The sequence below is a fragment of the Rothia gullae genome, from assembly GCF_024294905.1.
In the GTDB taxonomy this organism is placed as follows: domain Bacteria; phylum Actinomycetota; class Actinomycetes; order Actinomycetales; family Micrococcaceae; genus Rothia.
The window spans coordinates 152019-177599 of record NZ_JANCOC010000003.1; the positions used below are offsets into that span (position 1 = coordinate 152019).

Below are 25581 nucleotides of genomic sequence, written 5' to 3' on the forward strand. Positions count from 1 at the left end.
TTTCCTTAGGCGATCGAGAGCTCAACGCGCTCAGAGGTGATCTTGAGCGGGTTTTCCTTGGTGGATGCGAGAATCTCTGCGAAGTGGATGGTCTGTACGTTCGAGCCGCGACGCATCAGCGCACCGCCGATGTTCATCAGGCAGGAGCAGTCGCCGCCGGTGCAGACGGATGCACCGGTTGCTTCAACGCTGTCTGCCTTGTCGTTGACCATTGCGCCGGAGACGTCAGCGTTCTTGAAGGAGAAGGTACCGCCGAAGCCGCAGCACTGGTCCATGCCCTCAATCTGGGTGTACTTGATACCCTCAACGGTGCGGACCAGGTCCTGCTGGCGGGTGCCCAGGCCGAGCATACGCATACCGTGGCAGGAGCTGTGATAGGTGACGTGCTCGGGGAAGTAGGAGCCGAGCTGCTCAGCGGCGTTGGTGATGCCGAGAATATCAATCAGTAGCTGGGAGAGCTCGAAGGTGCGGGAAGCAATCTGCTCTGCCTTCAGAGCCAGTGCCTCGTCGCCGCGGCTACGGGCAACCATTGCCTGCTGGTGGCGCAGGGAGCCGACGCAGGAGCCGGAGGGTGCAACAGCAACGTCCCAGTCCCAGGAGTCGAATGCTTCGACGTGGTTCTTGATGACTTCGTAGCCGTCATCGAAGTAGCCGGAGTTGACGTGCATCTGGGAGCAGCAGGTCTGGTTCGGGGGGAAGACAACCTCGTGGCCCAGGCGCTCAAGAATTTCGACGGTGGCGCGTGCTACGCGGGGGTACATGCCGTCAACAATGCACGTGGAGAAGAGTGCAATGCGCATGACTTTCCGTCCTTTCCTCTGTGTTTCAGAGTTTCTCGGTCTCACCGCCTGCGTCTGGGGCAGGCGGGGCACAGTCCGAACAAGTTCGGTCTTCCGTATACTGCGGTTCAAAGAGGTGAACCGGGGAAGCTGGGCCGGTAGGTTCCGGCTGGTGTGCGCGCCCCAAGTGGAGGTGGGATGCGGTGGGATCAGAAACCGTGGTGATGTCTTTTATCTTCCTTGTCATTTAACACCGTTGTGAGGCTTTTCTCTAGTCGAAATAGCGCATACTTTCCTTGTTAAATAATAGGTTAGGTCACCCTGACCTTAAGGTACGCTCCCCTACCTTTCGGCACATATGACCTCGTCTAGTTTTTACCCTCGCCCCACCCCCTATGCCCCTTTAACTATTGAACATTTATCAAACGCACATCTTCGGCAGCTAACCCCCCTAGAAATCCGCCTTTCTGAAGCATTAATGATTGTTTTGTGGGGCGAATCCTCTTTAACGCAACATTCTTTTCAAGAACGTGCCCGCAGTTGAAGGTTCCCTAATAGATAAAGCGGTCACTCATGCACCCAATTCTTTGCGCCCATAGAAATATCCGAGTTTCAGAAGCTGGCATTAACTGTCAGAGTCGCAATATTTCGGTAAATTCACAGGGTACAAGCCCACCAAACACCCCTTAGTCACGAAAATGAGTCAGGTCACTTTTGGTGAAACACCCCACTATCCGGTACTCTTCTAAACATGCGATCAATGGTCTGACCACATCCCCTCATGGGAAACAACGACTCGTTCCCCCAACGGAATTATCTATGGTCTGACCACACACAAAACACACCCTGAACCAAAGGAGTTCCAGTGGAAACTTATACCGCTGTAACCAATGCAGTGGGAGGTAGCCTCGGCCTCAGCGCGCTCGTGGCAACCATTCCCCTCCTCACCTTCTTTGTGATGCTACTGGGCGTTAAGGCACGCGCTCACTGGTCCGCACTCGTGGCACTGGCAGCATCCATCCTCGTAGCAGCGCTGGGCTTCCACATGCCCGCTGACCTCGCCGGCCTGAGCGCCGTCCGCGGCGCCATCTACGGCCTGGTCATCTGCTGGGTGATTCTGGGCGCCATCTGGTTCTACCAGATCACCGTTCTCTCCGGTCGATTCGAAGACCTGCGCCGCGTCTTCGACCGCCTCGGCGGCGGCGACCTGCGCATCCAGGCTATCCTCATCGCATTCTGCTTCGGTGGTCTGCTCGAGGCACTGGCTGGCTTCGGCGCTCCCGTTGCAATTACCGCAACCATGATTCTGGCACTGGGCGTCAAGCCCCTCAAGGCTGCTATCACCGTTCTGCTCGCTAACACCGCACCCGTGGCATTCGGCGCGGTTGCTGTCCCGATTACCACCGCAGGTGAAGTCGGCGGCAAGGACCCACACGTTATCGCAACCATCGTTGGTCACCAGGCTCCGTTCCTGGCAATGCTCGTTCCGCTCATCCTGCTCGTCATCCTCGACGGCATGAAGGGCCTGAAGGACGCTTGGCTGCCCGCACTGGTCATCGGCGTTTCCTTCGCTATCGCACAGTGGGTCACCGCCGCTACCCCCGCATACAACCTGACCGACGTTGTTGCCTGCATCGTCTCCATGGGCGTTGCCGTGATCTTCCTGCAGTTCTGGAAGCCGCGCGGCGTCGCAGGCGTTCGTGAACGCTACGGCCTGCCCGCACAGGCTGAAGAGAAGGAAGCTCTGCCCGCCGTTCGCGTCTGGATGGCACTGCTGCCCTACGTCATCGTCGTTGCAATCTTCGGTGTTGCTAACCTGCACGCTGGCCTGAAGGCATGGCTGAAGAGCTTCGTCATCAAGATTGATATCCAGGCTCTGAGCTCCCGCCTCGTCACCGCTGACGGCAAGCCCGTCAAGGACGCTGTCTACAACTTCGCGTGGATGTCCAACCCCGGCACCCTGCTGATCATCTCCGGTCTGGTTGTTGCTGTCGTCTACTTCTTCTTCAACGAGAAGGGCCGCTACGCATTCAAGTTCCCGGCAATCTTCACCGAGTTCGGTTCCGTTGTCTACCGCATGCGCTGGTCCATCCTGACCATTGCTTCGGTTCTGGCACTGGCATACGTCATGAACTTCTCCGGTCAGACCATTGCCATGGGTACCTTCCTGGCAGGCCTGGGCACCGTCTACGCGTTCCTCGCACCGGCTCTGGGCTGGATCGGTACCGCTGTGACCGGTTCGGACACCAGCGCCAACGCACTGTTCTCCAAGCTGCAGGTGTCTGCCGCTGAGAACCTGCAGCACGCAGGTATCCACGGCGCAACCCCCGAGCTCATGCTGGCTGCTAACACCACCGGTGGTGTGGTCGGTAAGATGATCTCCCCGCAGTCGCTGGCTATTGCTGCTACCTCCGTGGATATGGAAGGCAAGGAATCCGACATCCTCAAGGCTGTCCTCCCCTGGTCCTTCGCTATGCTCCTGTTCGTCTGCATCCTGGTCTTCCTGCAGACCAACGTTCTGTCCTTCATGATTCCCTAATCTGAGGCTCACCCCTTAGAAAGTTCTTGAGGTGAAAACCTCAAGGACCATAGGACATTCGCCCCGGTATTTTCCGGAGGCCACGGCGGGGCGGCGAACCTTCTCGGTTCCGCCGCCCCGCTTTTTATGCCCTGACCACCCAATATGCCCTGACCACTCAACGAATAGCCCGAAATATCTCTGATTTAGCTCAAACACAGGGTATTTCTTTTCGTTATCAGCCTCGTTATCAGGAGAGACTATGCCTCGTTCTCATGACGACACCCAGCCTGCTGAGGCGCCCCCTGCGGTTGACCGCCAGCCGATTCTGGCGGACCGCAGCTACAGCATCATCCTGGAGAACTTTGAGCGGCGCCTGCGCCTGGGTGAGCTGCGTGTGGGCGATAAGCTCCCCTCCGAGCGTGAGCTGGCGGCGCGGCACGGTATTTCCCGCCCTTCGGTGCGTGAGGGCCTGCGCGTTCTGAACGCGCTGGGTCTGATTCGTTCCAGTACCGGTTCGGGCCCGAAGTCGGGTGCGATTATCATTTCGGAGCCGTCGGATGCGCTCAGCTGGGCGTTGCGCATGCATATTGCGACCCGTAGCCTGCCGGTGAAGGATGTTGTCTCAACCCGCCTGCTGTTGGAGGGCCCCGCCGCCCGTGCGGCGGCAGCGGCCCCCGACACTCCGGAGCGTGAAGCAGCGTTGGAGCGGGCACGCGTGCATCTGGCAGAGATGGATGAGCAGATCAGCGATGAGCGTTTCCATTTCTGCGATACGCGTTTTCACTATGAGCTGTCGAAGCTTGGCGGCAATATTGTGCTTGATACGGTGATTGACTCTTTGCACATGGCGACGATGAGTTATGTGCAGGAGGCGGTTCCTTTCTTGAAGGATTGGGAGGAGGTCAAGCGCACGTTGCAGCAGCAACATTACGGCATTATTGAGGCAGTTGCCTCTCACGATGAGCAGGCAGCCTATGAGCGGGTGTGCGAGCACATTACGTGGTTTTATTCGCTGTCTGACCGTGCTGCGGAGGAGCGGGCGCGGCAGCATCCGGCGCGGGATATTCTGCACGAGGATTTGTGCCACGAGAACGTACATGATGAAGACGTTCACGCCGGCTAGGCTTCGCCCCTCAATCGCATAAACCCACATAGCTAAAGGGTGGTGCCCCGGAAGAATGACCTTCCGGGGCACCGCCCTTATGCGCCGAGCAGTTATTTCAGCGGGGCAGTTATTGCAGGAGCTCAAGCGGCTGAACTTTTGTTGCCGCGTAGGCGGGCAATGCACCCGCAACGATGCCCACAACCAAGCCGAGGAAAGGAAGCCCTAGGATAAGGGGCGGCAGAGATAGTGCCCATCCGTTGAGAAGGCACACGACCCAGGAACCGAGAATACCGAGGATGAAGCCTCCAAGAGCGCCTAGCGCCCCGAGGAGAGCCGCCTCCGCCAGGAAGCTGACCGCCACATCTCGCCGTCCCAACCCCAATGCACGGTTAATGCCGATTTCCCGGCGGCGTTCCCAGACCGAAATCTGCATGGTCATCACAATACCGAAGCTTGTCGAGACGATAAGAACCACCAGAATAATGGTCGTAAGAGCTCGGCTATCCTTCGTCAAGGAAGCACGAAGAGTCACCGGTGAAGGCGGAATCTCAACGTTTGTATCAACGGGGGCGCGCTGCGGATCGAGTACCTGCTTGAGCTGTTCCGCGACCGTATCTGCACTTCCTGGATTCACGATGACGTCCATACCGCGTTGCAGGGTGTGGGCTTGCGGCAAGAAAGTGGAGGTGGTCGGCAGAATAAGAGCGCTACTGAGGGCAGCGTTTTTGCCGCCGTCACGGATAATGCCAAGCACGTAGGCTCGCATTCCGTTGATCTCAATCATGTTCCGCCCGGGCTCAGCGCCGACCCCCAGCTCCTTCGCGAGGGCAACACCCAGATAGACGGTAGGCTCACCGGGGCGTTCACGGGCAGGCTCCGAAAAGTGCCCTTCGACAATGTGCGCACCTCGTGCTTTCAAACCTGCTTCTGAAACAATTGCGAGGGGTGTCTGTTGGCTCTCATGCCCAGGCCTGTTGACCTGCGGACGCGTTGTCTGCGTATCGATGGTGACTGTACCGGCAGCTTTGACCTCTGGAACTTGGTTAACGCGCCAAAGTAGTTCATCCTCCGGTATATCCCAGGTTTGCGGCTGGAGGCGCACACCGAGCCGGGTGGAATCGTAGCTGGCCAGCTGCGAGCTCGTATTGAGCGCCGATGACTCGCTGACGCCCACCAGCATGATGATGGTGGTTGTTCCCGCGAGCATCGCCAGTACCGTGAGCAGGTTGCGGCGCCAACGGCGAACAACTGCAAGGAGAGCGTAGTGAAGGTTGTTCCTTAGCATCTATCCTCCCCTGATAACGGGTTCTTTGAGCGATTGATGGGCCGATTCTTCGGGACGAGTGAGTTCGGGGCTAACGAGCATCCCATCGACCATGTGTAGCTGCCGGTCGCAGCGAGCCGCGATATCGGGTTCATGGGTGATGATGACCAGGCTTTGCTTCTCCGCGCGGCCGGCGAGGAGCAGATCCAACACCTTGTGAGAGTTTTCAGTGTCGAGGTTTCCTGTAGGCTCATCGCATAGCAGGATGCGCGGGGCGCAGGCTAACGCGCGCGCAACCGCGACTCGTTGCTGTTCACCACCGGACATGTTGCGTGGAAGAACCTCCAGACGATGCCCCAAACCCACCTGTTCGAGTGCCTGCAACGCACGCTGATGTGCCTGACGGCCCGGTACGCCGCGCATCCGGAGGGTGTGGGCAATGTTCTCGGTGGCGTTCAGATGAGCAATGAGATGGTACGCCTGAAAGACAAAAGCGATGTGCTCACGGCGTGCCACAGTTCGCTCGGCGTCGCTGGCGGTGCCCATATTTTGGCCCAATATTTTCAGCTCACCTTCAGAGGGCTGATCGAGTAGCCCGATGATAGAGAGGAGCGTAGATTTTCCGCTTCCGGAGGCGCCGGTAATGGCCACAGATTCGCCTTCATGAATGCTGAGGGTCGCGTTTTTGAGCGCCCAGGTGGAGGGCGGGAAGAAACGCGCAATATTGTGGCACTCGATATTAGGTTTTGTGGCGGTAGCGCTCGTGGGGAGGGCACGTTCTGTCTCGTGATGAGGCATTTTAGCGCTCCTTCAGCTTCACGACGGTACCTGCCTTGAGTTCTGCAGCGGGGTTGACGAGCTCGCAGATTCCGGCGGAGCACACGCCAAGGGTGACGGGGACGCTCTGACCGTTATCCAGGGTGATGGAGTGCGTTCCGTTTTCTTCGGTTTTGACGGCTGCTTCGAGCACCGCGAGGGCGTTTTCAGCGCCTCGGTTGAGAGTGACGGTTGCTTGAAAACGTGTTGATGCCGTCGTGTTTTCCGGCACGTCGATTGTGATGGGGTAGCGTTTCCGTGCGGTAGCTCCCTGCGTGGAAGTATCGCTGTTAGGTCGCGCGCTGTTCTGCCCACCGTTGGGGGTACCTACATTAGCGGCGGCGCCGTCAGCGTTAGTTGAGCCTTCGGGTGTGAGGGCCGCGCCTAGGGTACCTTCGAGCGGGCTTCCGTTATCGGTAAGAATCTGGACTTTCTGTCCCTCAGCGAGTTCATTGCTGAGAGCGCTACCGTCCGCGGAGAGTACCAGACGATACCCACCCGCGGATAGGGTACACAGCGCCGGAGTTGAGGTTTGGCCTTTGGTGCCGCAGCTGTTGTCTACGGTGTATTCGTTACCTTCAGCGAAGAGGTATTCAGAAAGCGGCAGGGCGGTGCTGTAGCGTCCTTCTTCGGTTCGGTCAGTATCCCCGGGAGGGTAGTAACCACGATCCAGGTAGAAACGGTAGACAGCGTTGGCGGTTGCTTCGCCGTAGTTTCCTTCCTCATCCCAGATACTGTAGCCGAGCGATTCTAGAGCTTCTTGGAGCTGTTTAACGTCATCGCCGCGAGCGCCTACGGCAAGGTCGCGGTAGGCGGGGATACTACCCTTGAACGCAATGATGGGACGCTCGTTGATAGTGGTGATAATTGAGCCGTTACTCATCTGGGTACCCGCCTTGGCGCCGTCCCTGGTCACCACTCCTTGAGGGGTTCCTACGGTGTAGCTTCGGGCGGGTGACACGCTGACTTCTCCCGAGTAGGTGCGGGTAACAGTCTGCGTGCTGATTCGGGTTGTTAGTTGCGCGGCGCGGGACGGCTGCGCATTGGATTCAACATTGGTGCGTAGCCCCGTGTTGAGTGCGTAGATGGAGAACCCCCCGGTGATGACGAGCAGAATGACGAGCACCGGAACCAGGTAGGCGCGTATGGCTGCCGTCGTGGCGGCGCGGCGGGGGTTTTCTGAACTCTGCTGCGTGTTCATGGGTTCACCTTTCTACGGTGAAATATGGGGCGGGACTAGGGGTAATTGCTGAGGGTAACAACGTGGCGGGGGCTGAATAAAGGGGTGTATCCTCTGCTCTAATCCGCGGGTGAAAGCGGTTGAGAGCAGAGGATCGGTAGAAAAATCTCGCTAGAAAATGTCCAACGAGGAATCAGCGTTTACTATTTGCCGTCGGCTAGTTGCCCTTGGCTAGTTGCCGTTGAGTAGAGCTGCGGCGCGCTCCTGGGCCTGGCGCTCGATATCGCGTACTTCAAGGATGAGCGGTTCATGCTCATTGAGCCAGGTCGCGGCCTTTTCGTAGTAGATATTCTGTGCCTTAGTCAGGATTCCAGTGGACTTTTGGCAGTTGTAGTCGGCGTGAGCTAGGGACTGCTCTTCCGCATTGGCGGCTACATTGGCTGCCTTGTACTTACCCCAGGTTTTCTCTGCGTAGCTGGGAGCATCTCCGAAGTGCTGGATATCGGTGTATCCGCTTTCTTTCATGCATGCACCGTAGGTGGTGTCATTACGGTAGTATTTCCCCATTTCTTCTACCGCGTTGTTTTTGGATCCGCCCGTGTTGAGTTCGGTAACGAAGTTGGTGTATTTGAGGTAGTTTTCTGCTGAGCCGAAGACAGCTTCTGCCGCACGTCCGAGGCATGAATCTGTTGTCATGCCGACCTGGGCGCCGTTACTCATCGTGATGGTGACACTTTTGCTGTCTGGGGCTTGGGGGTCGCCTTGGAACGCCTTCAGATATGCCGGGTTTTCCATCGCGGGTGCATTGCTGGAGCTAGCGTTGCCCTGCCGGGTGGACGAGTATCCTTGGGCGACCGCTTCTTCGTTGGCGAAGTGGGCGCCACTCATCGCAAGTTCATGAACGGAGGAACCGTCAATAATGTTCTGGCTACCGGAGTAGGTGAAGGACTTCTCGCTCATGCACTTTTTGACTTCGTTGACGAGGGCCACGTTAATGTCCGGGGAGGGATTCTCGTAGCTTGCCAGGACATTACGAATGTCTTGCTTAACTTCAACGGTGGTGGAGCAACTCGATACGCCCAGGCAACAGGCAATACCGATAAGGGCGAGGGATGTGAAGGGCTTCTTTGCCATGGACTTCATCTTTCTCAAGCATCATTGATGGGCGAGAATCGGCAGTGATACGAGCGTATCGTGAGGGCTACCTACATACCTGCTATATGGTGTGAACCTGCGTTTTGCGGAGTAGAAGCATCATGAGCCGATTACTAAGTATGATAGAGGACAACTCCCCCCCCCATACAATAGACATACAAGATATATTTATGATGTATAGCACCTATAAGAATGCATGTAAAAGAGCTTATGAATTAAAGGGCGGTGCCCCGGAAGAATGACCTTCCGGGGCACCGCCCTTTAGCTATCTCAAAGACTTATTCAGCCCGAAATATTGAGTTTAGAACTTCGTGCCGGTCAGACGCTCATACGCCTCAACGTAACGGGCACGAGTCTTCTCCACAACCTCCTCAGGCAGGTGCGGCACGTTATCCGAACCGTCCCAACCCGCCTCCGGGGAACGCAGCCAGTCACGCACATACTGCTTATCAAAGCTCGGCTGCGCACGACCCGGCTCATACTGCTGAGCGTCCCAGAAACGCGAAGAATCCGGGGTCAGCACCTCATCACCCAGGGTGATCTCACCGCGGTACGAATCAGTACCGAACTCCATCTTGGTATCCGCCAGAATAATGCCCTGCTCGCGAGCAATCTTCTCCGCAGTGGTGTACAAGCTCAGGCTCAGCTCCTCCAGGCGCTCACCCACCGGCTGACCAACCTCAGCGTACAGCTCCTCACGAGTCACCAGCTCATCATGCTCACCCACCTCAGCCTTACCGGTCGGAGTGAAAATCGGGGTGTCCAGGCGGGAACCATCCACCAGACCCGCAGGCAGCTTCACACCAGCAATCTCACCGGTCTGGTTATACACCTCCAGGCCCGAACCGGTCAGGTAACCGCGCACAATGCACTCCACCGGGAACATGTTCAGGGAGCGGCAAATCATCGCGCGACCAGCCACAACATCCGGAACGTCAGTGGACAGCACGTGGTTCGGAACCTGCTTAAGCTGCTCAAACCACCACAGGGACATCTGAGTCAAAATCTTGCCCTTATCCGGGATCTCGGTGGGCAGAATACGGTCAAAAGCGCTAATACGGTCCGAGGCAACAACCATGACCGAACCGGCACGCAGCTCAGCGTCATCATTGACGGTCAAGCCGGTAGCATCAAAACGTTCCTCATTCGGAACGTACAGGTCGCGGACCTTGCCGGAATAAATGTGAGTCCAGCCCGGGATTTCCACGGGGTTAGAACGAGAAGTCATGAGAATTTCTCCTGATGAGGTGGTGTGATGTGGATGCAAAAAGTCTGTGTAATTACAATACCGCGACAGGCACGGCTCCCGATAGTGCCATCAGTCATCAATACGGCACAATCTTGAGAGCCCAACCTACCCCGGTCGCCGCCGACAACACCCCGAGCTGAGGAAATGAACCGGGGAAAAGCTGAGGCGGCGAGGAATAAAGAAGCGAGTGGCAAAGAAGCGACCGGCTTCCCCACCCTCAAGCGGGGAAGCCGGTCACCTTAAGTTTTAGCCGCGCGGAGCGGGAATGTGGATGCGGTTCTCCACAGCCTTCAGCGCGATATCGGTGCGGTACTGCGCGCCAGCCCAGGAGATAGCGCGAACGCCCTCGTAGGCGGCGTTACGGGCGGCGCCCAGGTTCTCACCGAGCGCCACGACGGCCAGCACGCGGCCGCCGGCAGTCAGCACACCCTCCTCAGATGCGACGGTGCCCGCGTGAATCACGTGCACGCCCTCCAGGGCGTTCGCCTCATCCAGACCGGAGATGACGTCACCCTTGCGGGGAGTGTCCGGGTAGTTCTCGGCAGCCATGACCACGTCAACTGCGGTGCGGGGATCCCAATCCAGCTCGGTACCCTCAGAAATTTCACCGCGTGCAGCCGCGCGCAGCAGCTGACCCAGCGGGGTGCGCAGACGCGCCAGAACCGCCTGGGTTTCCGGGTCGCCAAAGCGTGCGTTGAACTCGATAACGCGCACGCCGCGGCTGGTGACCGCCAGACCGCAGAAGAGCACGCCTACGAACGGGGTGCCGCGCTCAGCCATACGAGCCACGGTCGGGCGGGCAACCTTCTCCACAACCTCCTGCACGAAGCCCTCGGGCAGCCAGGGAAGCGGGGTGTAGGCGCCCATACCGCCGGTGTTCGGGCCCTCGTCGTTGTCGAAAATGCGCTTGAAGTCCTGAGCCGGGGACAGCGGCAGAACGTTCTTACCGTCAGAGATGACGAAGAGGGACACCTCGGGGCCGTCCAGGAACTCTTCGATAACCACGGTGCCGCCAGCGTTGAAGCAAGCCTGAGCGTGCTCCAGTGCCGCGGCACGGTCCTCGGTCACCACAACGCCCTTACCCGCAGCCAGGCCGTCGTCCTTCACCACGTAGGGTGCACCGAACTCGTCCAGTGCCGCCTGCGCCTCAGCGACATTCGATGCCACGTAGGCGCGGGCGGTCGGTACGGAAGCCTCTTCCATGACCTGCTTAGCGAAAGCCTTGGAGCCCTCCAGCTGTGCGGCAGCTGCGGAGGGGCCGAAAACATCAAAGCCCGCCTCACACAGCGCGTCAGAAACACCGGCGACCAGGGGCGCCTCCGGGCCGATAACGACCAGGTCGGCGTTCAGTTCGCGTGCCAGGGCGGTTGCCTGGGCGGGGTCATTCGCATCAATTGCGTGGACGGGAACATCCTGAGCAATGCCGGCGTTGCCGGGGGCGCTGTGCACCTCAGTTACCTCAGGGTCGCGCAGAAGCGCTCGAATAATTGCGTGTTCGCGGCCGCCGGGGCCCAGTACCAAAACCTTCATGCTATTCAGGGTACCCGCTATCACACTAAAAATGTGAGCTGAGCACACTAAAAATGCGGCTCTTCTTCTCATGTAGCGGCACAGTCGCAAGAATACACGCTAGAGAAGAGCCACACAGCGCGGTAACCGAAGCTACCGAATCAAGCTAAACCTTAGATGAGGGCGGTAATAGCAGCCAGGCTGCCGAAGACAATACCGGGAGCGTTCGCGATGATAATCGGGATGTCCTTCTTGGGGCGCCACAGACCGTACAGCAACCAGAGAGTGCAGTTCATGGCGGCTACCAGAGGCTGGATCCAGTCACCCTTGTGACCGTTCAGGTTACCGATAATCTGCGGGAAGTAGAAGACGTACATGAGCACGGCAGCAATCGAAGCGGCTCGCGCGAGAATGGGGAAAAACTTGGCGTGAAATTCAGAATCCACGCCCACGCCGCCCTTAGAGGAAGTGTTCTGTGCCGAGGTGTTGTTCTGCTCTGCCATGGATGTATTCCTTTACATGGTTTGCCGCTCACTAATCAAGAGTGAGTTGAGGGGTAAGGGGCATTAAGCGATGCATACTCTTACCGGGTCACGTCTAACTAGTTTCGCATAAATATAGGGGTCCCTGGGCTGCAGCAATTTCCTACCGGATGCATTACGCCCGTTCTCAGACTGCATATCGGGGCATGCCAGCCTCACGCTCACCTCCGCGCCGCTGAACATGAATAGGGTCAAGCCGCACACCCCGTTTAAACTAGAAGAATGACCAACAGCACCACCCCACAGGCAACAACTCACACCACCGACCACAGCAGCGCCTTCGACGTAGAACTCGCGCAGCTCACCCGCAACAACTTCATTGAGGCACGCCACCGCGGCCGCCTCATCCTTCTGGGCCCCGACGGCGATGTACAGCTTGCCCTCGGCGACATTCACGAGCCCTTCTACCTGCGCTCTGCCGCCAAACCGCTGCAGGCCATCGGATCCATGAAGGCGGGCGCGCCCCTGCGCGGCTCCCAGGTCGCCATCGCCTGCGGCTCGCACCGCGGCACCTTCGAGCAGATGCGCGCCGTGCAGGACGTACTCACCCAGGGCAGCACCGAAACCAACCCGCTCACCCCGGCAACAAACCTGGCGCTCAAGCCCACGCTCCCCTCCGACAAGCAGGCACGCCAGGCAATGGTCCAGGCGAACCTTGCCGCTACTGCCCTGGCGCATCCCTGCTCCGGCAAGCACGCCGCATTCCTGTGGGCCTGCACCGCCAAGCTCGAGCGCGGCGACCTCGAAGAGGGATCACAGAACTGGACTCTGCACAACTACCTCGACCCCGCCCACCCGCTGCAGCAGGTCATCACCGAAGAAATTGAGGCGTTCACCGGCGAGCCCGTAGCGGCAATCGGCGTTGACGGCTGCGGTGCGCCCGTGCACGCCGTCTCCCTAGCCGGTGCCGCACGCGCCTACTCGACCCTCGGCTCGGCAATCCGCAACCTCGGGGCGGATGCGCGCGCCTCCACGGTTGCGACCGCCATGGTGGATTACCCCGAGCTGATTCAGGCGCCCGAATCCCCCGACACCGTGCTCAGCGAAGAACTGGACGCGATCGTTAAAGGCGGTGCGGAGGGCGTGCTCTGCATTGGTCTGCGTTCGGGTGCGTCCGTGGTGGTGAAGATGAGCGACGGTTCGCACCGCGCCATGTACGCCGTGGCTCTGCGCGCTCTCGCCGCTGGCGGCTACCTGAGCACCGAGGAATGCGAGCGCCTACTCGCGCTTGTGGTACACCCGGTGACCGGCGGCTACGTGGACGGCAAGCCGGTTGAGGTGGGCGAGCTGCGCGTACATGAGGAGCTTTTCACCCGCAAGGATCTGGTTCCCGGCGCCCCGGAAAAGGACTAGTCGTGGCAATTCGACGTAAAACCTCCGAAGCAGACGGCATGGCGGCGGTACGCGAAGTGCGTGCTTTCTTTGAGGAACAGCATGTGGCAGCCGGTGAGCCTGCGGATTCGCACGCCCGAGGCGAGTACCTGCTGAACAGCCCCGAGGTGGAGCAGGCGTTTGCCGCGCTCCCCCGTTCGGTGCGTGCGACCTTCGTTCGCTTCACACTTGAAGAGCTTGCGACCCTCGCCCCCGGCAATAGTGTGGAAGTGCGTGTGCCCCCGCTGGGTGTGACCCAGTGCGTGGCGGGTCCTCGCCATACGCGCGGCACCCCGCCGTCCGTGGTGGAGGCGCGGCCGCTCGTGTGGGCGGCGCTGGTGCTGGGTGCGTGTTCGTGGGAGCAGGCGGTGGGTGCCGGTGCGCTTGATGCGTCCGGTGAGCGCAGTAATTTGTCGGCGTTGCTTCCGCTCTTCTAGGTCTCTTTCGTCTTCTTCTTAGCCGCCGTGCGGAGTGCGTCTGCAAACATGTTCCACATCATGAACTAACGTGCATATCCGCGGTTTATTGTCGATTTATTATTGAGAACCCCCAATATTCCCCGTATTCACCGAGAATCTGGGGGTATCCGGCGACCCCTCACCGGCATTGCGGGCTTCCGACTGAGGATACTGAGGGTATCCTCCACCACGACCAGGACTAAAACCGTTACACTTTAAAGGTCTGGTGTATGCTCTAGCACACACAGGCTGGTGTGAGTGCGGCAACACGCCCCAATCTTGCGCCTGCGCAGACGCATCCGCAGTCCCAACGTCGAAAAGACAGTGAATTGATTCGCCCCGACGGAAAACTCACTCACGACCTCGATCCGATTGACCACGGCCCCAAGGACGCCTGCGGCGTCTTCGGCGTCTGGGCACCCGGCGAGGACGTGGCAAAGCTAACCTACTACGGCCTGTACGCACTCCAGCACCGCGGCCAGGAATCAGCAGGTATCGCAACCAGTAACGGCAAACGTATCCACGTGTACAAAGATATGGGACTCGTCTCCCAGGTCTTTGACGAAGCCACCCTCAGCTCCATGCCCGGCGACCACGCTATCGGCCACGCCCGATACTCCACCACCGGCGCATCCCACTGGGCTAACGCACAACCCACCCTCGGTACCACCCCGCACGGCACGCTCTGCCTGGCGCACAACGGTAACCTCACCAACTCGGCTGATCTCTACGACCGAGTCATCGCCAAGAATGGCGGCAAGCCCCCCAAGCACGGCGAACTCGCCCAGGGCAACACCACCGACACCGCACTCGTCACCGCCCTGCTGGCGGAGCACGACTTCGATTCCCTCGAAGAAGCAGCACTCGACCTGCTGCCGACCCTGCGTGGTGCCTTCTGCCTCACTTTCATGGATGAGAACACCCTCTACGCCGCACGCGACCCGCAGGGTGTACGCCCCCTCGTACTCGGTCGCCTGGAGCGCGGCTGGGTTGTCGCATCCGAAACCGCGGCACTTGATATTGTCGGCGCGTCCTTCGTGCGTGAAGTTGAGCCCGGCGAATTCCTCACCATTGACGAGAACGGCCTGCGTTCCCAGCGCTTCGCTGAGGCTAAGCCCGCCGGTTGTGTCTTCGAGTACGTTTACCTCGCTCGCCCGGACACCACCATCTCCGGCCGTAGCGTCTACGAATCCCGCGTAGAAATGGGCCGTCAGCTCGCCCGCGAACACGCCGTCGAAGCTGACCTGGTCATGCCCACCCCCGAATCCGGTGTTCCGGCTGCTATCGGCTACGCCGAAGAGTCCGGCATTCCTTACGGTAACGGTCTGGTCAAGAACGCTTACGTGGGTCGAACCTTCATTCAGCCCTCGCAGACCATCCGCCAGCTCGGTATCCGTCTGAAGCTGAACCCACTCAAGTCTGTGGTTGCTGGCAAGCGCCTTGTCGTTATTGACGACTCCATCGTTCGCGGTAACACCCAGCGCGCCCTCGTGCGTATGCTCCGCGAAGCCGGCGCAAAGGAAGTACACGTGCGCATCTCCTCCCCGCCCGTAAAGTGGCCCTGCTTCTACGGTATTGACTTCGCCTCCCGCGCGGAGCTTATCGCTAACGGCCTGTCCGTGGACGAAATCGCCTCCTCCCTGGGCGCCGACTCGCTCGGCTTCATCTCGCAGGACGGCATGATGGCAGCCACCGAACAGCCCACCGAAAACATGTGTACCGCATGCTTCACTGGCGAATACCCGATTGAACTGCCTAGCGAGGAACGACGCGGCAAGTCCCTCTTTGACGCTGGAGAAAAGGGCAAGGGCGGCCCCCTCGCCGGTAAGGCGGCTGAGGTGACCGTGGAACGTCCCGTTCCCTCCAAGCCCGAGCACGCCGAGGCAATCTCCATTGAAACCCGCGAAGGCACCGAAACTCTCGAAACGAAGTTCAACCCCTCCGCAGTACAGATTGCTGCAGACGACGCCGGTATGGGCATGTGCAACCCCGGCCCCGATGCCGACCTCGAGGCCCTGCTCACCGAGCAGGACCGCACCCCCGCAAACTCCTCCGCTACCACTACCCCGAAGGAATCCTAATGAGCGAGAACACCACCACCGTAACCTACGCAAGCGCAGGTGTTGACGTAGAGGCTGGCGATCGCGCCGTTGAGCTGATGAAGGGCGCTATCAAGGCGACCCACAACTCCTCCGTCGTTGGTGGCGTGGGCGGCTTCGCGGGCCTGTACGACGTCTCCGAGCTGGTCAAGTACCGCAAGCCCTACCTTGCCACCTCCACTGACGGTGTGGGCACCAAGGTCGCTATTGCGCAGGCACTCGATATTCACGACACTATCGGTTACGACCTGGTCGGCATGGTCGTGGACGACATCGTCGTGTGCGGTGCGAAGCCGCTGTTCATGACCGACTACATTGCCACCGGCAAGGTCGTTCCCGAGCGTATCGCTGACATTGTGCGCGGTATCGCTGGCGCATGTGCGCAGGCTGGCACCGCCCTGGTTGGCGGCGAAACCGCTGAGCACCCCGGCCTGCTCGCAGAAGACGAGTACGACGTTGCAGGCGCGGCAACCGGTCTGGTTGAGGCTGACGAGCTGCTCGGCCCCGAGCGCGTACGTGAGGGCGACGTGCTGATTGCTATGGCATCCTCCGGTATTCACTCCAACGGCTACTCCCTGGTCCGCAAGGTCCTGAACGTTGCCGGCTGGGGCCTGGAGCGTCAGGTGGACGAGCTGGGCCGCACCATCGGTGAAGAGCTGCTCGAACCCACCCGCGTGTACGCTGCAGACTGCCTGGACCTGGCGGCAGCATTCCCCGTCAACGGCGAAGACGGAACCACCGGCAGCGGTGTACGCGGCTTCTCTCACGTGACTGGCGGCGGCCTGGCTGCTAACCTGGCTCGCGTTCTACCTCAGGGCCTGGAGGGTCGCGTGGACCGCTCCACCTGGCAGATTCCCGCCATCTTCTCCCTGATCGGCTCGCTGGGCAACGTGCCCTTGGCCGACCTGGAGCGCACCCTGAACCTGGGCGTGGGCATGATCGCCATCGTTGACCCCTCCGTGGCTGAGGCTGCTACCAAGCGTCTGAACAACCGCGGTATCCTCTCCTGGATTATGGGTGACGTTGTTGCCGCCGGTGAGCCCGAGGCTAACAACCCCGATTACGTGCAGGGCGCTAAGGGCGTGGACGGCGGCGCGGTTCGCCTGCTGGGCTCCTACGCTTCCTAAAGACGCTTTCTCCAGTAGGTAGCGAGCGCCAGCTTGCTGGTGCTGATGATTCTATAGACCGGGGCGGTCACCGATGCGGTGGCCGCCCCGGTCTTTTCTGTACCTGCAGGCTGTGCCATGCGCCGACAATCAGCATTGTCAGCGCTGCCAGCTATGAGTCTGCTCGCCGCCGGTGCGCTCCTCTTCGGAGGCGAGCTGCTGGCCCAGCAGCTGATCAACGGTACCACCATGACCACCGAGCAGGTGTACCAGGCGTTCACCCTCATGAGGACGAACCACATCAAATACGATAAGTACTTCTGTGGACGAGGTCTTATCAACAGCAAGCTTTCCTGCCAGCGCCCGCCGCGCAAAGTCATCGCCAAGGGTTTGAGCGCAGGCGCATCTAAGGAAAAGATAGCCGACAGTGCGGGAGATGCTGACACAGCTGAGGTAACCGCTGTAGCATCCGCACAGGCGGCTGGCACCAATGAGAAGAACCTCGCCAACGACTACAGCCGGGTTCCCGGAGCCCCCGCAAAGAAGATCCCCAAGGATGCCCAGGTCTACGACCTGAGCGGTGACGTCGAGCCCATCACCCAGAAGGAACCGCTGGTCACTAACCCGGTGCAGAAGCCCCGCGAGGCCGAAGAAAAGCGCTAACCACACATACCGGGATAAACCTTCATAGATTCACTTTGCAGGTATAGCAAAGCCCCCGATGAGAGAACTCATCGGGGGCTTTTCGTGTCTAAACCCTAACTCAGCTAGCGGAGATGACTAGCGGTGGTTACCGGTTGCGAAGCCCATGTAGCCATTGTTCGGGTAGCCGCTGTTCGGGTAGGTGTTCGCGGAAGCACCGTACCAGGAGCGGTAACGCGGAGTGTGGCGGTAACGCGGACGCGACGGATAGGAGGGGCGAGTCACCGGGCGGGACGGGCGAGTCACCGGACGGCTGGGCTTAGGAGCGGGGGTCACCTTCGGCGCGGGGGCCTGCTGACGCTTAGCGTCCTCCTCAGCCTTCTTACGTGCCGCCTCTTCAGCTGCCTTCTTGCGTGCCGCCTCAGCCGCAGCAGCGTCGGCAGCCTCACGGTCAGAGCGGACCTGTTGAACCGCGCGCGCCGCGTTCACAATGCCGGAACCGCACGCGGACTGGTCGCACTCAACACCCTGAGAGGTGGACTGCAGAGCCTTCTTCGCCTGAGCGTAAGTCAGCTTCGGGTCGACCGCTTTCATGAGCGCCACAATACCGGCAACATGCGGTGCTGCCATGGAAGTGCCCTGGTACTCGGCGTAGTCGGCCTTACCGGGAGCGGTTTTACCTGCGTTCAGGGTGGAAAGAATACCGCCACCCCAGTAGCGGCGATCGCCACCGGGTGCGCTCACGTCCACGCGGGAACCATAGTTGGAGAAGTAGGATCGCTTGCCGTTCTTATCGGTTGCACCCACGTTGATGACATCCTCACAGTTGCCGGGGCTGGACTTCGAGGCATCAAAGTTGTTGTTACCCGCTGCGACAACCACGATGGAGCCACGCTTATTCGCCTGAGCAATCGCCTGGCGGTACGGGGTGGTGCAGGTGCCCTCGCTACCGATGGACATGTTAATGACCTGGGCGGGGTTCTGGTTTGCGGGGACGCCGCGCACGCGACCACCGGCAGCCCAAATAATGCCGTCGGTGATGTCCGAGTCGAAGCCGCCGCAGGCGCCCAGAACGCGCACGGGCACAATCTTCGCCTCGGGTGCCACACCGGCAATGCCCTCGTTATTGTTCGCGATAGCGGCAATAGTGCCCGCCACATGGGTGCCGTGCCAGTCGGAGGCGGTCGCCTTCGAACCAGTGAAGCACTGGTTGTCTACGGTCCAGTTACCAGCATCGGTCGGGTCGGAGTCACGGCCATTGCCGTCATTAGAGAACGCAGACTCGGCAATGAAGTCGTAGCCGGGCAGCACGTTAGCGTCCAGATCCGGGTGGGAGGTAATGCCGGAGTCCAGCACCGCCACGGTCACGCCCTTGCCGCGGGTGGTGCCCCACGCCTCCAGCGCGGAGACGCCTTTCTCACCGGTGAGGGACCACATGCGGTTCATCTTCGGGTCGTTGATTTTGACAGTCTTCGAGGTGTTGTCCACGGTGGCGTAGCGGCGCATATCGGGCGACACGGAGGCGACCTTGGAGTTCGCGCTCAGGGCGTTCATGTACTGCTGCGCCTGCGCGGGGGTGAGCTCTGCGGAGGTGGTTACCACGCTGGCATCCAGCGCGGTGGAGCGGACATAGCTGGTCTTAATGTTCAGCAGCTCGTCAATGCTCTGCACCTCGGAGCTGATACCCGCGTAGAGTGCGTCGCTCCAAGTTGCCTGCTGGGTCCCGGCGGTTGCAGACCAGTCAATCTGGTCTGCGGTGGCATCGGTGGAGGCGGCGTTCTTCGCCTCATCGGTATAGGTGATGATGAAGCGGTTGTACGCTACGGGCGTGGACTGGGTGGTCTGCGCGGTATTGGAAATCTGGGTGGTGTTAGAAGCCTGTGCCGCCGCAGAAGTCTGGGTTGCATGAGTAGCCTGCGCGGTGGGTGCCGCCACGGCGGGGATCACGCTTGCCGAGAGCAGGCAAGTTGCGGTGACGAAGCTCAGCAGGGAACGCTGTGAGGAGCGTGCCTGCGAGGGGCGAGCAATGCGAAGCATAGACATCCTTGAGGTGAGTGGTACCGGGTGCGCACGATGCGGCGTAGCGTTGCCGGCTCGCGTTGAGGGCGTGCGCTCGGTACGAGTGAATACGGAGGAGTGAGGTGTTAGCGCTGTGCGGTGTTTTCGTCGCACGTATCTGCTGGGTAGATGTCGTTGTGCGGGGTAGTTAATGCATGGCGCTGTGGTGCATGGTGTCTGCGCTGTGGCCTGTGGGGCTATTGAGGGTAGCCCACATTGTGCATGCACGGGTACGCACCGTGAGATACTCTAGCACCCTTTTTGGGTTACTTTATGATAAAAATAACCTTTGTGATGCAAGTCATTTTATGTATAGGTGAGTAAAATTTAAATCTTTACTTTAAATCCACGAGAATAGTTCAGCTAGGCATTTCTTTATCTGCATTTATATGAAAGAAAAATCTCATTATTTACACCACACTGTCGAGGTTTTAACCGCTTCACGCCCAGGAAAAGGTACTAGGATAGCGATATCTCACCACATAAACCACTTCCAAAGAACTCCCGCACGGGGTTTTAGAGAAAAATACACATCAATGCAGTGATGTGTATTTTCTTTTTCTATTCGCTCCTCACAAGTAAATACGAAAAAGAATGCAGATATTTTCTCGAAGGTGCATTTATGTGAGTGGATGACCAACCCACTTACCGCTTCCGGCACTCACATACGCAAAGGACCCCGATGTCTTTTACCACTCACCCCTCACCGCGCCGCATCGCTCGCGCCGCGCTGAGCCTGGGCACCGCCGCAGCACTCGTCGCAACCCTGGGCGCCCCCGCATCCTTCGCGGCACCCACCAAGGCTAACGACGCCGAGCGTGCCAAGGCACACACCACCATCTCCTCCCTCAGCTCCGCACAGCAGAAGGCAGGATTCAACCGCTTCGTCATCACCTACACCGACAGCGCACTGAACGCCGGCGGTATCAACTGGGCAAGCCCCGCAGGCACCCAAGTCGCCACCTGGAGCGACGCCCTCTACTCCGGCATCAGCTCCGATGTGAAGAGCATCGACAATCTGCTGAAGGTCAAGACCAGCTATGTACGCACCACCGCCCAGAAGGCGACCGTGGTAACTCTCTCCTCCAAGCTCAGCGCAGAGCAGGCAGAGAAGTACATGGCAGCGCTGAGCTCTAACCCCTCCGTCGCGTCGGTTGAGCCCGACCTACTGCGCCGCTCCAACGCACGTGCTCGCGGTGCTGCTAACTCCAAGGTCGCTCCGGCTAACTGCGGCGGTTCGATCGTGGTGGGCGCTACCGACCAGGAGGGTAAGCGCAGCGACTTCTCCAACTACGGCAAGATTGTCGATGTGAGCGCCCCCGGCAGCAGCATCATGTCCACCGTGGACCTGGGTACCACCGTGTCCACCGGCGCAGGCTACACCGAGTACGACGGCACCTCCATGGCGGCCCCCAGGTTGCTGGCGTGATTGCTCTGATGAAGTCCGTGGATCCGTCGCTGAACGCTGAGCGTGCAAAGCATATCCTGAAGCAGAGCTCCAAGCCGCTCGCCTGCGATGTGAACGCATGTGGTTCCGGCATTGTGAATGCGGCGAGCGCACTGGCTATGCTGCAGGGCGAGAAGGACCCGAACCCGACTGTGAAGCCCTGGCCGAAGCGTGCGCCCAAGTACCCGACTCGTGCGGCACGTGTTGGTTACGTGACTAACCCGGCTGTTAACCACAACCCGCCGTTCCTGATTACTCCCCGCGGCCTGATTCCCGACCGCTAATCGGCGCGTTGTCCTTTGGAAGCCGGTGAGCCAATAGGCTTCCGCAGGATGATGTCAACTGAATGGCGCCGCCACTGTATAGCGCATACAAAAAGCCCCCGTTGAGTTTTCTCAGCGGGGGCTTTTCGTGAACAGAACGCTGCCGCTTTTGGTGCTGCAGCTTGCTTCTCCCACCCACCCTCACGACTGACAGGTGAGAGAAATCTTAGGACACTCCCCAGCATGCGGGACGCTACGGTAGGCGAGCTGGGGGCGTGCCTGGGAGACGCACACCCCGGTACGGATACCGGCAGCCTCCATGCGAGCGGATTCGTAGCTGACCGCACGCAGACCCGAGGGTGCATTGGTTGCCGCCACCTTCTCTCGCGGCTTTTCCTGACCCTGGGTGGGCAGGAAGACCCAGCGGCGCTGAACCGCGAAGCTGACCGGAATAAGGATCAGTTCGGTCAGGATTTTGGCAACCAGCAGGGACGCGCCCATGCCAGTCAAAGCTTCCATCAGAGCCGCGTTGGCTGCGAGGATACCCACCGCCAGCATGGTGTACCGTACCAGCGAGGAGGATGCCGAGGGGCGTGAACCTCCGTCGTGCATGAGCATTCGGTTGACGGTGAAGTTCGTCAGCGCCGAGATGATGCGGGCACCGACCACGGCTGCCAGCAGCGGAGCACCCATGCTCACCAGGACGAAGAGGGCGATAGCATCCACGAGGAAGCCGGTCAGGAAAGACGAAGCCAGGAAGGCAAGCAGCGGTGCGTAAATGAGCGCTGAGTCCTGCAGGGGCCTAAAGTGGCTGGTCGGGTTGCCGGGCTCGTAGACCTTCACGATGGGTACCTGCACCAGGTCCACGTCTGCACGGGTTGCGCGTAGCAGCTTGGAGAACTCGTACTCGTACTTACCGCCGGGGATCTGTAGCAGCCAGTCCAGGATCTGCGGGGTGAAGCCTCGCAGACCGGTCTGGGTGTCTGCCACGCGAGCACCGGTCGCCAGGGCAAAGAAGCCTACGGTTGCGCTATTGCCAATTTTGGAGCGCAGCGGCACCCTGGTGCCTTTTTCACCGGCGTTCGGGTCGGGCTTGGTACGCACACCGAGGATGATGCTCCGCTGCCCTGCGACCGCGGCGGTTTCGGTGCGCATACCCACTCGGAAGATGTCCTGGGGGAGGTGCTGGCCGTCCGCGTCGGCGGTGACGATGACCTCGCCGGGGCGGTTTGCTTTCACCCAGGCGATGCCGGTGCATAGTGCCGAGCCTTTGCCTTTGTTGGAGGGGTGGGTCTGCACGGTCACGCCGTCGATGCGCAGTTCGGTAAAGATGGGTGCGTAGGCGCTGCCGGATCCGTCGTCAATCACGAGGATTTCGGCGGCAGGTTCCTGTTCGCGCAGGGTCCGGGCAAGGCGGACCAGTGATTGGTCCGGCTTATAGGCGGGTATCAGGATAATCACGATGCGCTCCCTGCAATGTAGAGGATGTCGCTGGTGCCACGTTCCTTGGTGCCACCCTGCGGGCGGTTAACCAGCTCGTTATTGAAGACCATGGCGGAGGAGCCACCACCGTCCAGGTTGTAGGCGCTCACGCAGCCGAGGTCCTTGAACATTTGGGCGAGCTCGGGCACGGTCACGCCACGCGAATAGTTAGTGGAGCGGCCGTCGACCACGATGAAGACCAGGTGGTTGGTGCCGAGCACGCCCACACCGGTTCGCGGCTGGTTGCCCTGGATGGAGTGGTTACCGAAGTTGGTGTCCACTTCGACGCTGTCGATGCCGTCGACGATTGCGGACTCCTTGACCAGTGCGGGGCCGAAGGAGAGGGTGTTCCACACGCCCTCGTTGACGAGGGTCTGGGCGTTGGTTGCGGTTTCGTCGTAGAGTTTGACGGTGCCGTCGCGGTAGAAGGCCAAACCCTCGCGAGCACCGGCGTCACGGTAGACGACACCGTTTCGGATTACGATGCCGGTGGTACGGAAGCCGTAGTAGTCGCCGTTGATCGCCCAGATGCCGTTATGTTCGGAGGCAATGTTCGAGGGGGTATCGATGATGTTCTGGCCAAACTTGTTGTTGGCGAAGGCACTTCGTAGCAGGGTTGCGTTGTCGAGTTTGATGTCTGCTACGAAGGAGACGACCGCATCCGCGCCGCTGCCTGTGGTGTTGGAGGTGATGGTGATCGAGCCTTCGTTAGCGGTGAGGCTCTGGCCGTTGACCTTCACGCCGGTCAGTTCGGTGGGGTCTGCGGTGGCTGAGCCGGAGGCATTTGCATTTGCCTGGGCTGCTGCTGCCTCGTAGGCGGTGGTGTCTTCAATTTCGGTGTGCTCTGCCAGGTAGCGGTTGTAGGCCCAGCCTGCGCCGCTGCCGACTACTGCGAGTGCGCCGAGGCCGCCGCCGATAAAAATTCGACGGGTGAGCTTCTTCTTGGCTAGATTCTGCTCTGCAGCGGTTTGCGCTGCATTAGCTTGTTCTGCTGCGGGCAGGGTGGCCTGGTCAATATTCTGAGTCATGTTCTGTTCGTTGTTCATGTCTCTAGAATGCCGGTCTATTCTCTGCGCCAGGCATGGCTAAGCTGTGCAGAAGCTATGTATGCTTATTCATTTCAAACTTTTTTTATTACTGTCTATGCTTTATTAGCAAATGATGCTATGCATATTCATGTATAAACATGTGCATTAGCTTTGCGTTCCACATGGTTACCCCCCGAACAACCTGTCCTCGCGCACACCCAACTGCATCCGCAAAAACTGGGGGCACGAAAAAACCGGCTGAGCACCCCGTGCGGGGCCTCAAGCCGGTTCCTCATCTATGAAATACGCTCGGTCGATATGCACCGAATCATTCCGCGTATTCTTTATGCCTCATCCTCGTAGGACGCGTACTTTTCTGCGTATGCCGAGTAGTCGTCTTCGTCGTCATAGCGACGGCGGGACGAATCGGAGGACTTCGTTTTCTTCGCACTGCTGAGCTCGCGCTCGAGTGCGCTGTAGTCGGTCTCGGGGCTGAAGTACTTCATCTCCCGAGCCTGCCTTGTTGCTTTAGCCTTCTGACGGCCGCGCCCCATGGCGTGACCCCCTCTTTCATCCTGTCCGAGGCGAACAGCGCACACGGCGCATCGCTCTCGGATCGTTCAACAGTCTTTACTACACTATACAGTACCCTGTTTCAGCTCTGAATGTCTCGCTCAGCGGCACCTATTTTTCGTATCAGAGCACTTCTTCGCACCGGAACAACCGTTTTATTTTGCACCCGCTGCTTTTTACCCCCGACGCCACATTCCCTGCATAACACGTAGTCCCGCACCGGATATATCACTACATCCGATACGGGGCGAGTGTCTCTGCCTCTGGCTCACTCACAAGACCGGATTCAGAGAGGGTACCGTGCAGGTCATGACATCCCGCACGGGGTCTAGGGAGGGCACCCCCGCTTAGCTTGCGGTAAAGGAGCCCAGCGAGGTGGCGTTAGAAGCCAGGGCGGTGGAACGCAATCGGATAATCGACAGGACACCGAAGAGGCCCATGCCCATGGCGGATGCGTTCGATCCGGCAGATACCAGCGCCACCGAGACGGTGAAGATGCCGGCGTTGATGACTGCGTAGGAAATCATCAGTTCGCGGTTGCGGTGCCGCACCATGTAGAGGGTGCAGAGCGAGGCGATGGCTATGGCATCGGCAATCGCCATGGTCAGAATGTTCATCAGGGTTCTCCAGCTTCGTGTCGTGATATCCGCTTAGCTCTAGCTGTCTGTCCATCAGCTTTGGGCTGTGGCGTTGTTGCCCTGTCTGCTTGGTATCTAGAATCTCGTGCGATACTGTGTTTACCCTGTACTGCCCTTACCTTAGAGATAAGTGTTAGAAGTCTCTAGTAAATCTGCTGGTCAAATGCACTAGAGGCTATTATCTTTTCCTCTCTCCACTATATTTTCTGTATCTTCTGCGGTATCAAAAGGCACAAAAAATGGGCTCCCTCCGATATGGAGGGAGCCCATAAAAGTAGCTAAAAAATTTAGCGACT

Annotated in this window: 22 protein-coding genes; 9 read left to right on the plus strand and 13 right to left on the minus strand. The window is 59.4% G+C overall.

Going from position 1 to position 25581, the window contains the following annotated elements:
• Window positions 1-5: 5 nt before the first annotated feature.
• A complete protein-coding gene (locus NML54_RS03305) occupies window positions 6-800 on the minus strand; it encodes a (Fe-S)-binding protein (protein ID WP_254755896.1) in 795 nt (264 codons plus the stop codon).
• A gap of 844 nt (window positions 801-1644) precedes the next feature.
• On the opposite strand from NML54_RS03305, the gene NML54_RS03310 reads away from it, so the two are divergent.
• Together NML54_RS03310 and NML54_RS03315 are read left to right on the plus strand one after the other, a co-directional pair.
• Window positions 1645-3318 carry an L-lactate permease gene (locus NML54_RS03310; RefSeq protein ID WP_254755897.1) on the plus strand — a complete coding sequence of 558 codons (1674 nt, stop codon included), beginning with the start codon at window positions 1645-1647 and terminating at the stop codon, window positions 3316-3318.
• Between the two features lie 241 nt (window positions 3319-3559).
• Complete coding sequence (locus tag NML54_RS03315; RefSeq protein WP_254755898.1) at window positions 3560-4423, plus strand: FadR/GntR family transcriptional regulator; 864 nt, start codon at window positions 3560-3562, stop codon at window positions 4421-4423.
• 109 nt (window positions 4424-4532) lie between these two features.
• On the opposite strand, the gene NML54_RS03320 is transcribed toward NML54_RS03315, so the two are convergent.
• The 7 genes from NML54_RS03320 to NML54_RS03350 form a co-directional block, all read right to left on the minus strand.
• Window positions 4533-5690 carry an ABC transporter permease gene (locus NML54_RS03320; protein ID WP_254755899.1) on the minus strand — a complete coding sequence of 386 codons (1158 nt, stop codon included), beginning with the start codon at window positions 5688-5690 and terminating at the stop codon, window positions 4533-4535.
• The gene (locus NML54_RS03325; protein ID WP_254755900.1) at window positions 5691-6467 is read right to left on the minus strand and encodes an ABC transporter ATP-binding protein; all 777 of its coding nucleotides are present in this window, start codon (window positions 6465-6467) and stop codon (window positions 5691-5693) included.
• 1 nt (window position 6468) lies between these two features.
• The gene (locus tag NML54_RS03330; RefSeq protein ID WP_254755901.1) at window positions 6469-7686 is read right to left on the minus strand and encodes a peptidoglycan-binding domain-containing protein; all 1218 of its coding nucleotides are present in this window, start codon (window positions 7684-7686) and stop codon (window positions 6469-6471) included.
• A gap of 210 nt (window positions 7687-7896) precedes the next feature.
• Window positions 7897-8799 (minus strand): adenylate cyclase, encoded by a 903-nt coding sequence (locus tag NML54_RS03335; RefSeq protein WP_254755902.1) that lies wholly within the window; start codon window positions 8797-8799, stop codon window positions 7897-7899.
• A gap of 322 nt (window positions 8800-9121) precedes the next feature.
• The gene (locus NML54_RS03340; RefSeq protein ID WP_254755903.1) at window positions 9122-10048 is read right to left on the minus strand and encodes a phosphoribosylaminoimidazolesuccinocarboxamide synthase; all 927 of its coding nucleotides are present in this window, start codon (window positions 10046-10048) and stop codon (window positions 9122-9124) included.
• A gap of 267 nt (window positions 10049-10315) precedes the next feature.
• On the minus strand, window positions 10316-11599 hold the full coding sequence (gene purD, locus NML54_RS03345) for a phosphoribosylamine--glycine ligase (RefSeq protein WP_254755904.1): 1284 nt from the start codon (window positions 11597-11599) through the stop codon (window positions 10316-10318).
• 152 nt (window positions 11600-11751) lie between these two features.
• Window positions 11752-12081, minus strand: coding sequence for a PQ-loop repeat-containing protein (locus NML54_RS03350; protein WP_254755905.1), 330 nt, complete (start codon window positions 12079-12081; stop codon window positions 11752-11754).
• Window positions 12082-12342: 261 nt separating this feature from the next.
• Here NML54_RS03350 and NML54_RS03355 point away from each other — a divergent pair, with 261 nt between their 5' ends.
• The 5 genes from NML54_RS03355 (at window position 12343) to NML54_RS03375 (ending at window position 17817) form a co-directional block, all read left to right on the plus strand.
• Window positions 12343-13473: an asparaginase gene (locus NML54_RS03355; RefSeq protein WP_254755906.1), complete on the plus strand. Its 1131-nt coding sequence runs from the start codon at window positions 12343-12345 to the stop codon at window positions 13471-13473.
• Between the two features lie 2 nt (window positions 13474-13475).
• Window positions 13476-13928: a sterol carrier family protein gene (locus NML54_RS03360; protein ID WP_254755907.1), complete on the plus strand. Its 453-nt coding sequence runs from the start codon at window positions 13476-13478 to the stop codon at window positions 13926-13928.
• A gap of 350 nt (window positions 13929-14278) precedes the next feature.
• Window positions 14279-16030 carry an amidophosphoribosyltransferase gene (gene purF, locus NML54_RS03365; RefSeq protein WP_254755908.1) on the plus strand — a complete coding sequence of 584 codons (1752 nt, stop codon included), beginning with the start codon at window positions 14279-14281 and terminating at the stop codon, window positions 16028-16030.
• On the plus strand, window positions 16030-17175 hold the full coding sequence (gene purM / locus NML54_RS03370; RefSeq protein ID WP_254755909.1) for a phosphoribosylformylglycinamidine cyclo-ligase: 1146 nt from the start codon (window positions 16030-16032) through the stop codon (window positions 17173-17175). Before purF ends, purM begins: the two co-directional genes overlap by 1 nt.
• Before the next feature lie 153 nt (window positions 17176-17328).
• The gene (locus NML54_RS03375) at window positions 17329-17817 is read left to right on the plus strand and encodes a hypothetical protein (RefSeq protein ID WP_254755910.1); all 489 of its coding nucleotides are present in this window, start codon (window positions 17329-17331) and stop codon (window positions 17815-17817) included.
• Window positions 17818-17934: 117 nt separating this feature from the next.
• On the opposite strand, the gene NML54_RS03380 is transcribed toward NML54_RS03375, so the two are convergent.
• On the minus strand, window positions 17935-19833 hold the full coding sequence (locus tag NML54_RS03380) for a S8 family peptidase (RefSeq protein WP_254755911.1): 1899 nt from the start codon (window positions 19831-19833) through the stop codon (window positions 17935-17937).
• 703 nt (window positions 19834-20536) lie between these two features.
• Here NML54_RS03380 and NML54_RS03385 point away from each other — a divergent pair.
• On the plus strand, window positions 20537-21283 hold the full coding sequence (locus tag NML54_RS03385; RefSeq protein WP_254755912.1) for a S8 family serine peptidase: 747 nt from the start codon (window positions 20537-20539) through the stop codon (window positions 21281-21283).
• Window positions 21280-21585, plus strand: a complete 306-nt coding sequence (locus NML54_RS03390; protein ID WP_254755913.1) for a hypothetical protein — start codon at window positions 21280-21282, stop codon at window positions 21583-21585. The genes NML54_RS03385 and NML54_RS03390 overlap by 4 nt, the downstream gene beginning before the upstream one ends.
• A gap of 180 nt (window positions 21586-21765) precedes the next feature.
• On the opposite strand, the gene NML54_RS03395 is transcribed toward NML54_RS03390, so the two are convergent.
• The 4 genes from NML54_RS03395 to NML54_RS03410 all read right to left on the minus strand — a co-directional run bounded on the left by NML54_RS03395 (window position 21766) and on the right by NML54_RS03410 (window position 25264).
• Window positions 21766-23025 (minus strand): glycosyltransferase, encoded by a 1260-nt coding sequence (locus NML54_RS03395; RefSeq protein ID WP_254755914.1) that lies wholly within the window; start codon window positions 23023-23025, stop codon window positions 21766-21768.
• Window positions 23022-24092, minus strand: coding sequence for a phosphodiester glycosidase family protein (locus tag NML54_RS03400; RefSeq protein ID WP_254755915.1), 1071 nt, complete (start codon window positions 24090-24092; stop codon window positions 23022-23024). The genes NML54_RS03395 and NML54_RS03400 overlap by 4 nt, the downstream gene beginning before the upstream one ends.
• Window positions 24093-24418: 326 nt before the next feature.
• The gene (locus NML54_RS03405; RefSeq protein ID WP_005504588.1) at window positions 24419-24628 is read right to left on the minus strand and encodes a DUF3073 domain-containing protein; all 210 of its coding nucleotides are present in this window, start codon (window positions 24626-24628) and stop codon (window positions 24419-24421) included.
• A gap of 366 nt (window positions 24629-24994) precedes the next feature.
• Entirely contained in the window at window positions 24995-25264 is a 270-nt protein-coding gene (locus tag NML54_RS03410) for a DUF4956 domain-containing protein (protein ID WP_254755916.1), read from the minus strand.
• Window positions 25265-25581: the final 317 nt, after the last annotated feature.

Excerpts from the sequence above, each read along its gene's own strand:
- NML54_RS03400 (WP_254755915.1), bottom strand. The coding sequence starts at position 24,092 with ATGAACAACGAACAGAACATGACTCAGAATATTGACCAGGCCACCCTG.
- NML54_RS03335 (WP_254755902.1), bottom strand. The coding sequence starts at position 8,799 with ATGGCAAAGAAGCCCTTCACATCCCTCGCCCTTATCGGTATTGCCTGT.
- NML54_RS03350 (WP_254755905.1), bottom strand. The coding sequence starts at position 12,081 with ATGGCAGAGCAGAACAACACCTCGGCACAGAACACTTCCTCTAAGGGC.
- NML54_RS03315 (WP_254755898.1), top strand. The coding sequence starts at position 3,560 with ATGCCTCGTTCTCATGACGACACCCAGCCTGCTGAGGCGCCCCCTGCG.
- NML54_RS03405 (WP_005504588.1), bottom strand. The coding sequence starts at position 24,628 with ATGGGGCGCGGCCGTCAGAAGGCTAAAGCAACAAGGCAGGCTCGGGAG.
- NML54_RS03340 (WP_254755903.1), bottom strand. The coding sequence starts at position 10,048 with ATGACTTCTCGTTCTAACCCCGTGGAAATCCCGGGCTGGACTCACATT.
- NML54_RS03385 (WP_254755912.1), top strand. The coding sequence starts at position 20,537 with ATGTCTTTTACCACTCACCCCTCACCGCGCCGCATCGCTCGCGCCGCG.
- NML54_RS03380 (WP_254755911.1), bottom strand. The coding sequence starts at position 19,833 with ATGCTTCGCATTGCTCGCCCCTCGCAGGCACGCTCCTCACAGCGTTCC.
- NML54_RS03375 (WP_254755910.1), top strand. The coding sequence starts at position 17,329 with ATGAGTCTGCTCGCCGCCGGTGCGCTCCTCTTCGGAGGCGAGCTGCTG.
- NML54_RS03355 (WP_254755906.1), top strand. The coding sequence starts at position 12,343 with ATGACCAACAGCACCACCCCACAGGCAACAACTCACACCACCGACCAC.
- purM (WP_254755909.1), top strand. The coding sequence starts at position 16,030 with ATGAGCGAGAACACCACCACCGTAACCTACGCAAGCGCAGGTGTTGAC.
- NML54_RS03330 (WP_254755901.1), bottom strand. The coding sequence starts at position 7,686 with ATGAACACGCAGCAGAGTTCAGAAAACCCCCGCCGCGCCGCCACGACG.
- NML54_RS03305 (WP_254755896.1), bottom strand. The coding sequence starts at position 800 with ATGCGCATTGCACTCTTCTCCACGTGCATTGTTGACGGCATGTACCCC.
- NML54_RS03325 (WP_254755900.1), bottom strand. The coding sequence starts at position 6,467 with ATGCCTCATCACGAGACAGAACGTGCCCTCCCCACGAGCGCTACCGCC.
- NML54_RS03320 (WP_254755899.1), bottom strand. The coding sequence starts at position 5,690 with ATGCTAAGGAACAACCTTCACTACGCTCTCCTTGCAGTTGTTCGCCGT.
- NML54_RS03410 (WP_254755916.1), bottom strand. The coding sequence starts at position 25,264 with ATGAACATTCTGACCATGGCGATTGCCGATGCCATAGCCATCGCCTCG.
- purD (WP_254755904.1), bottom strand. The coding sequence starts at position 11,599 with ATGAAGGTTTTGGTACTGGGCCCCGGCGGCCGCGAACACGCAATTATT.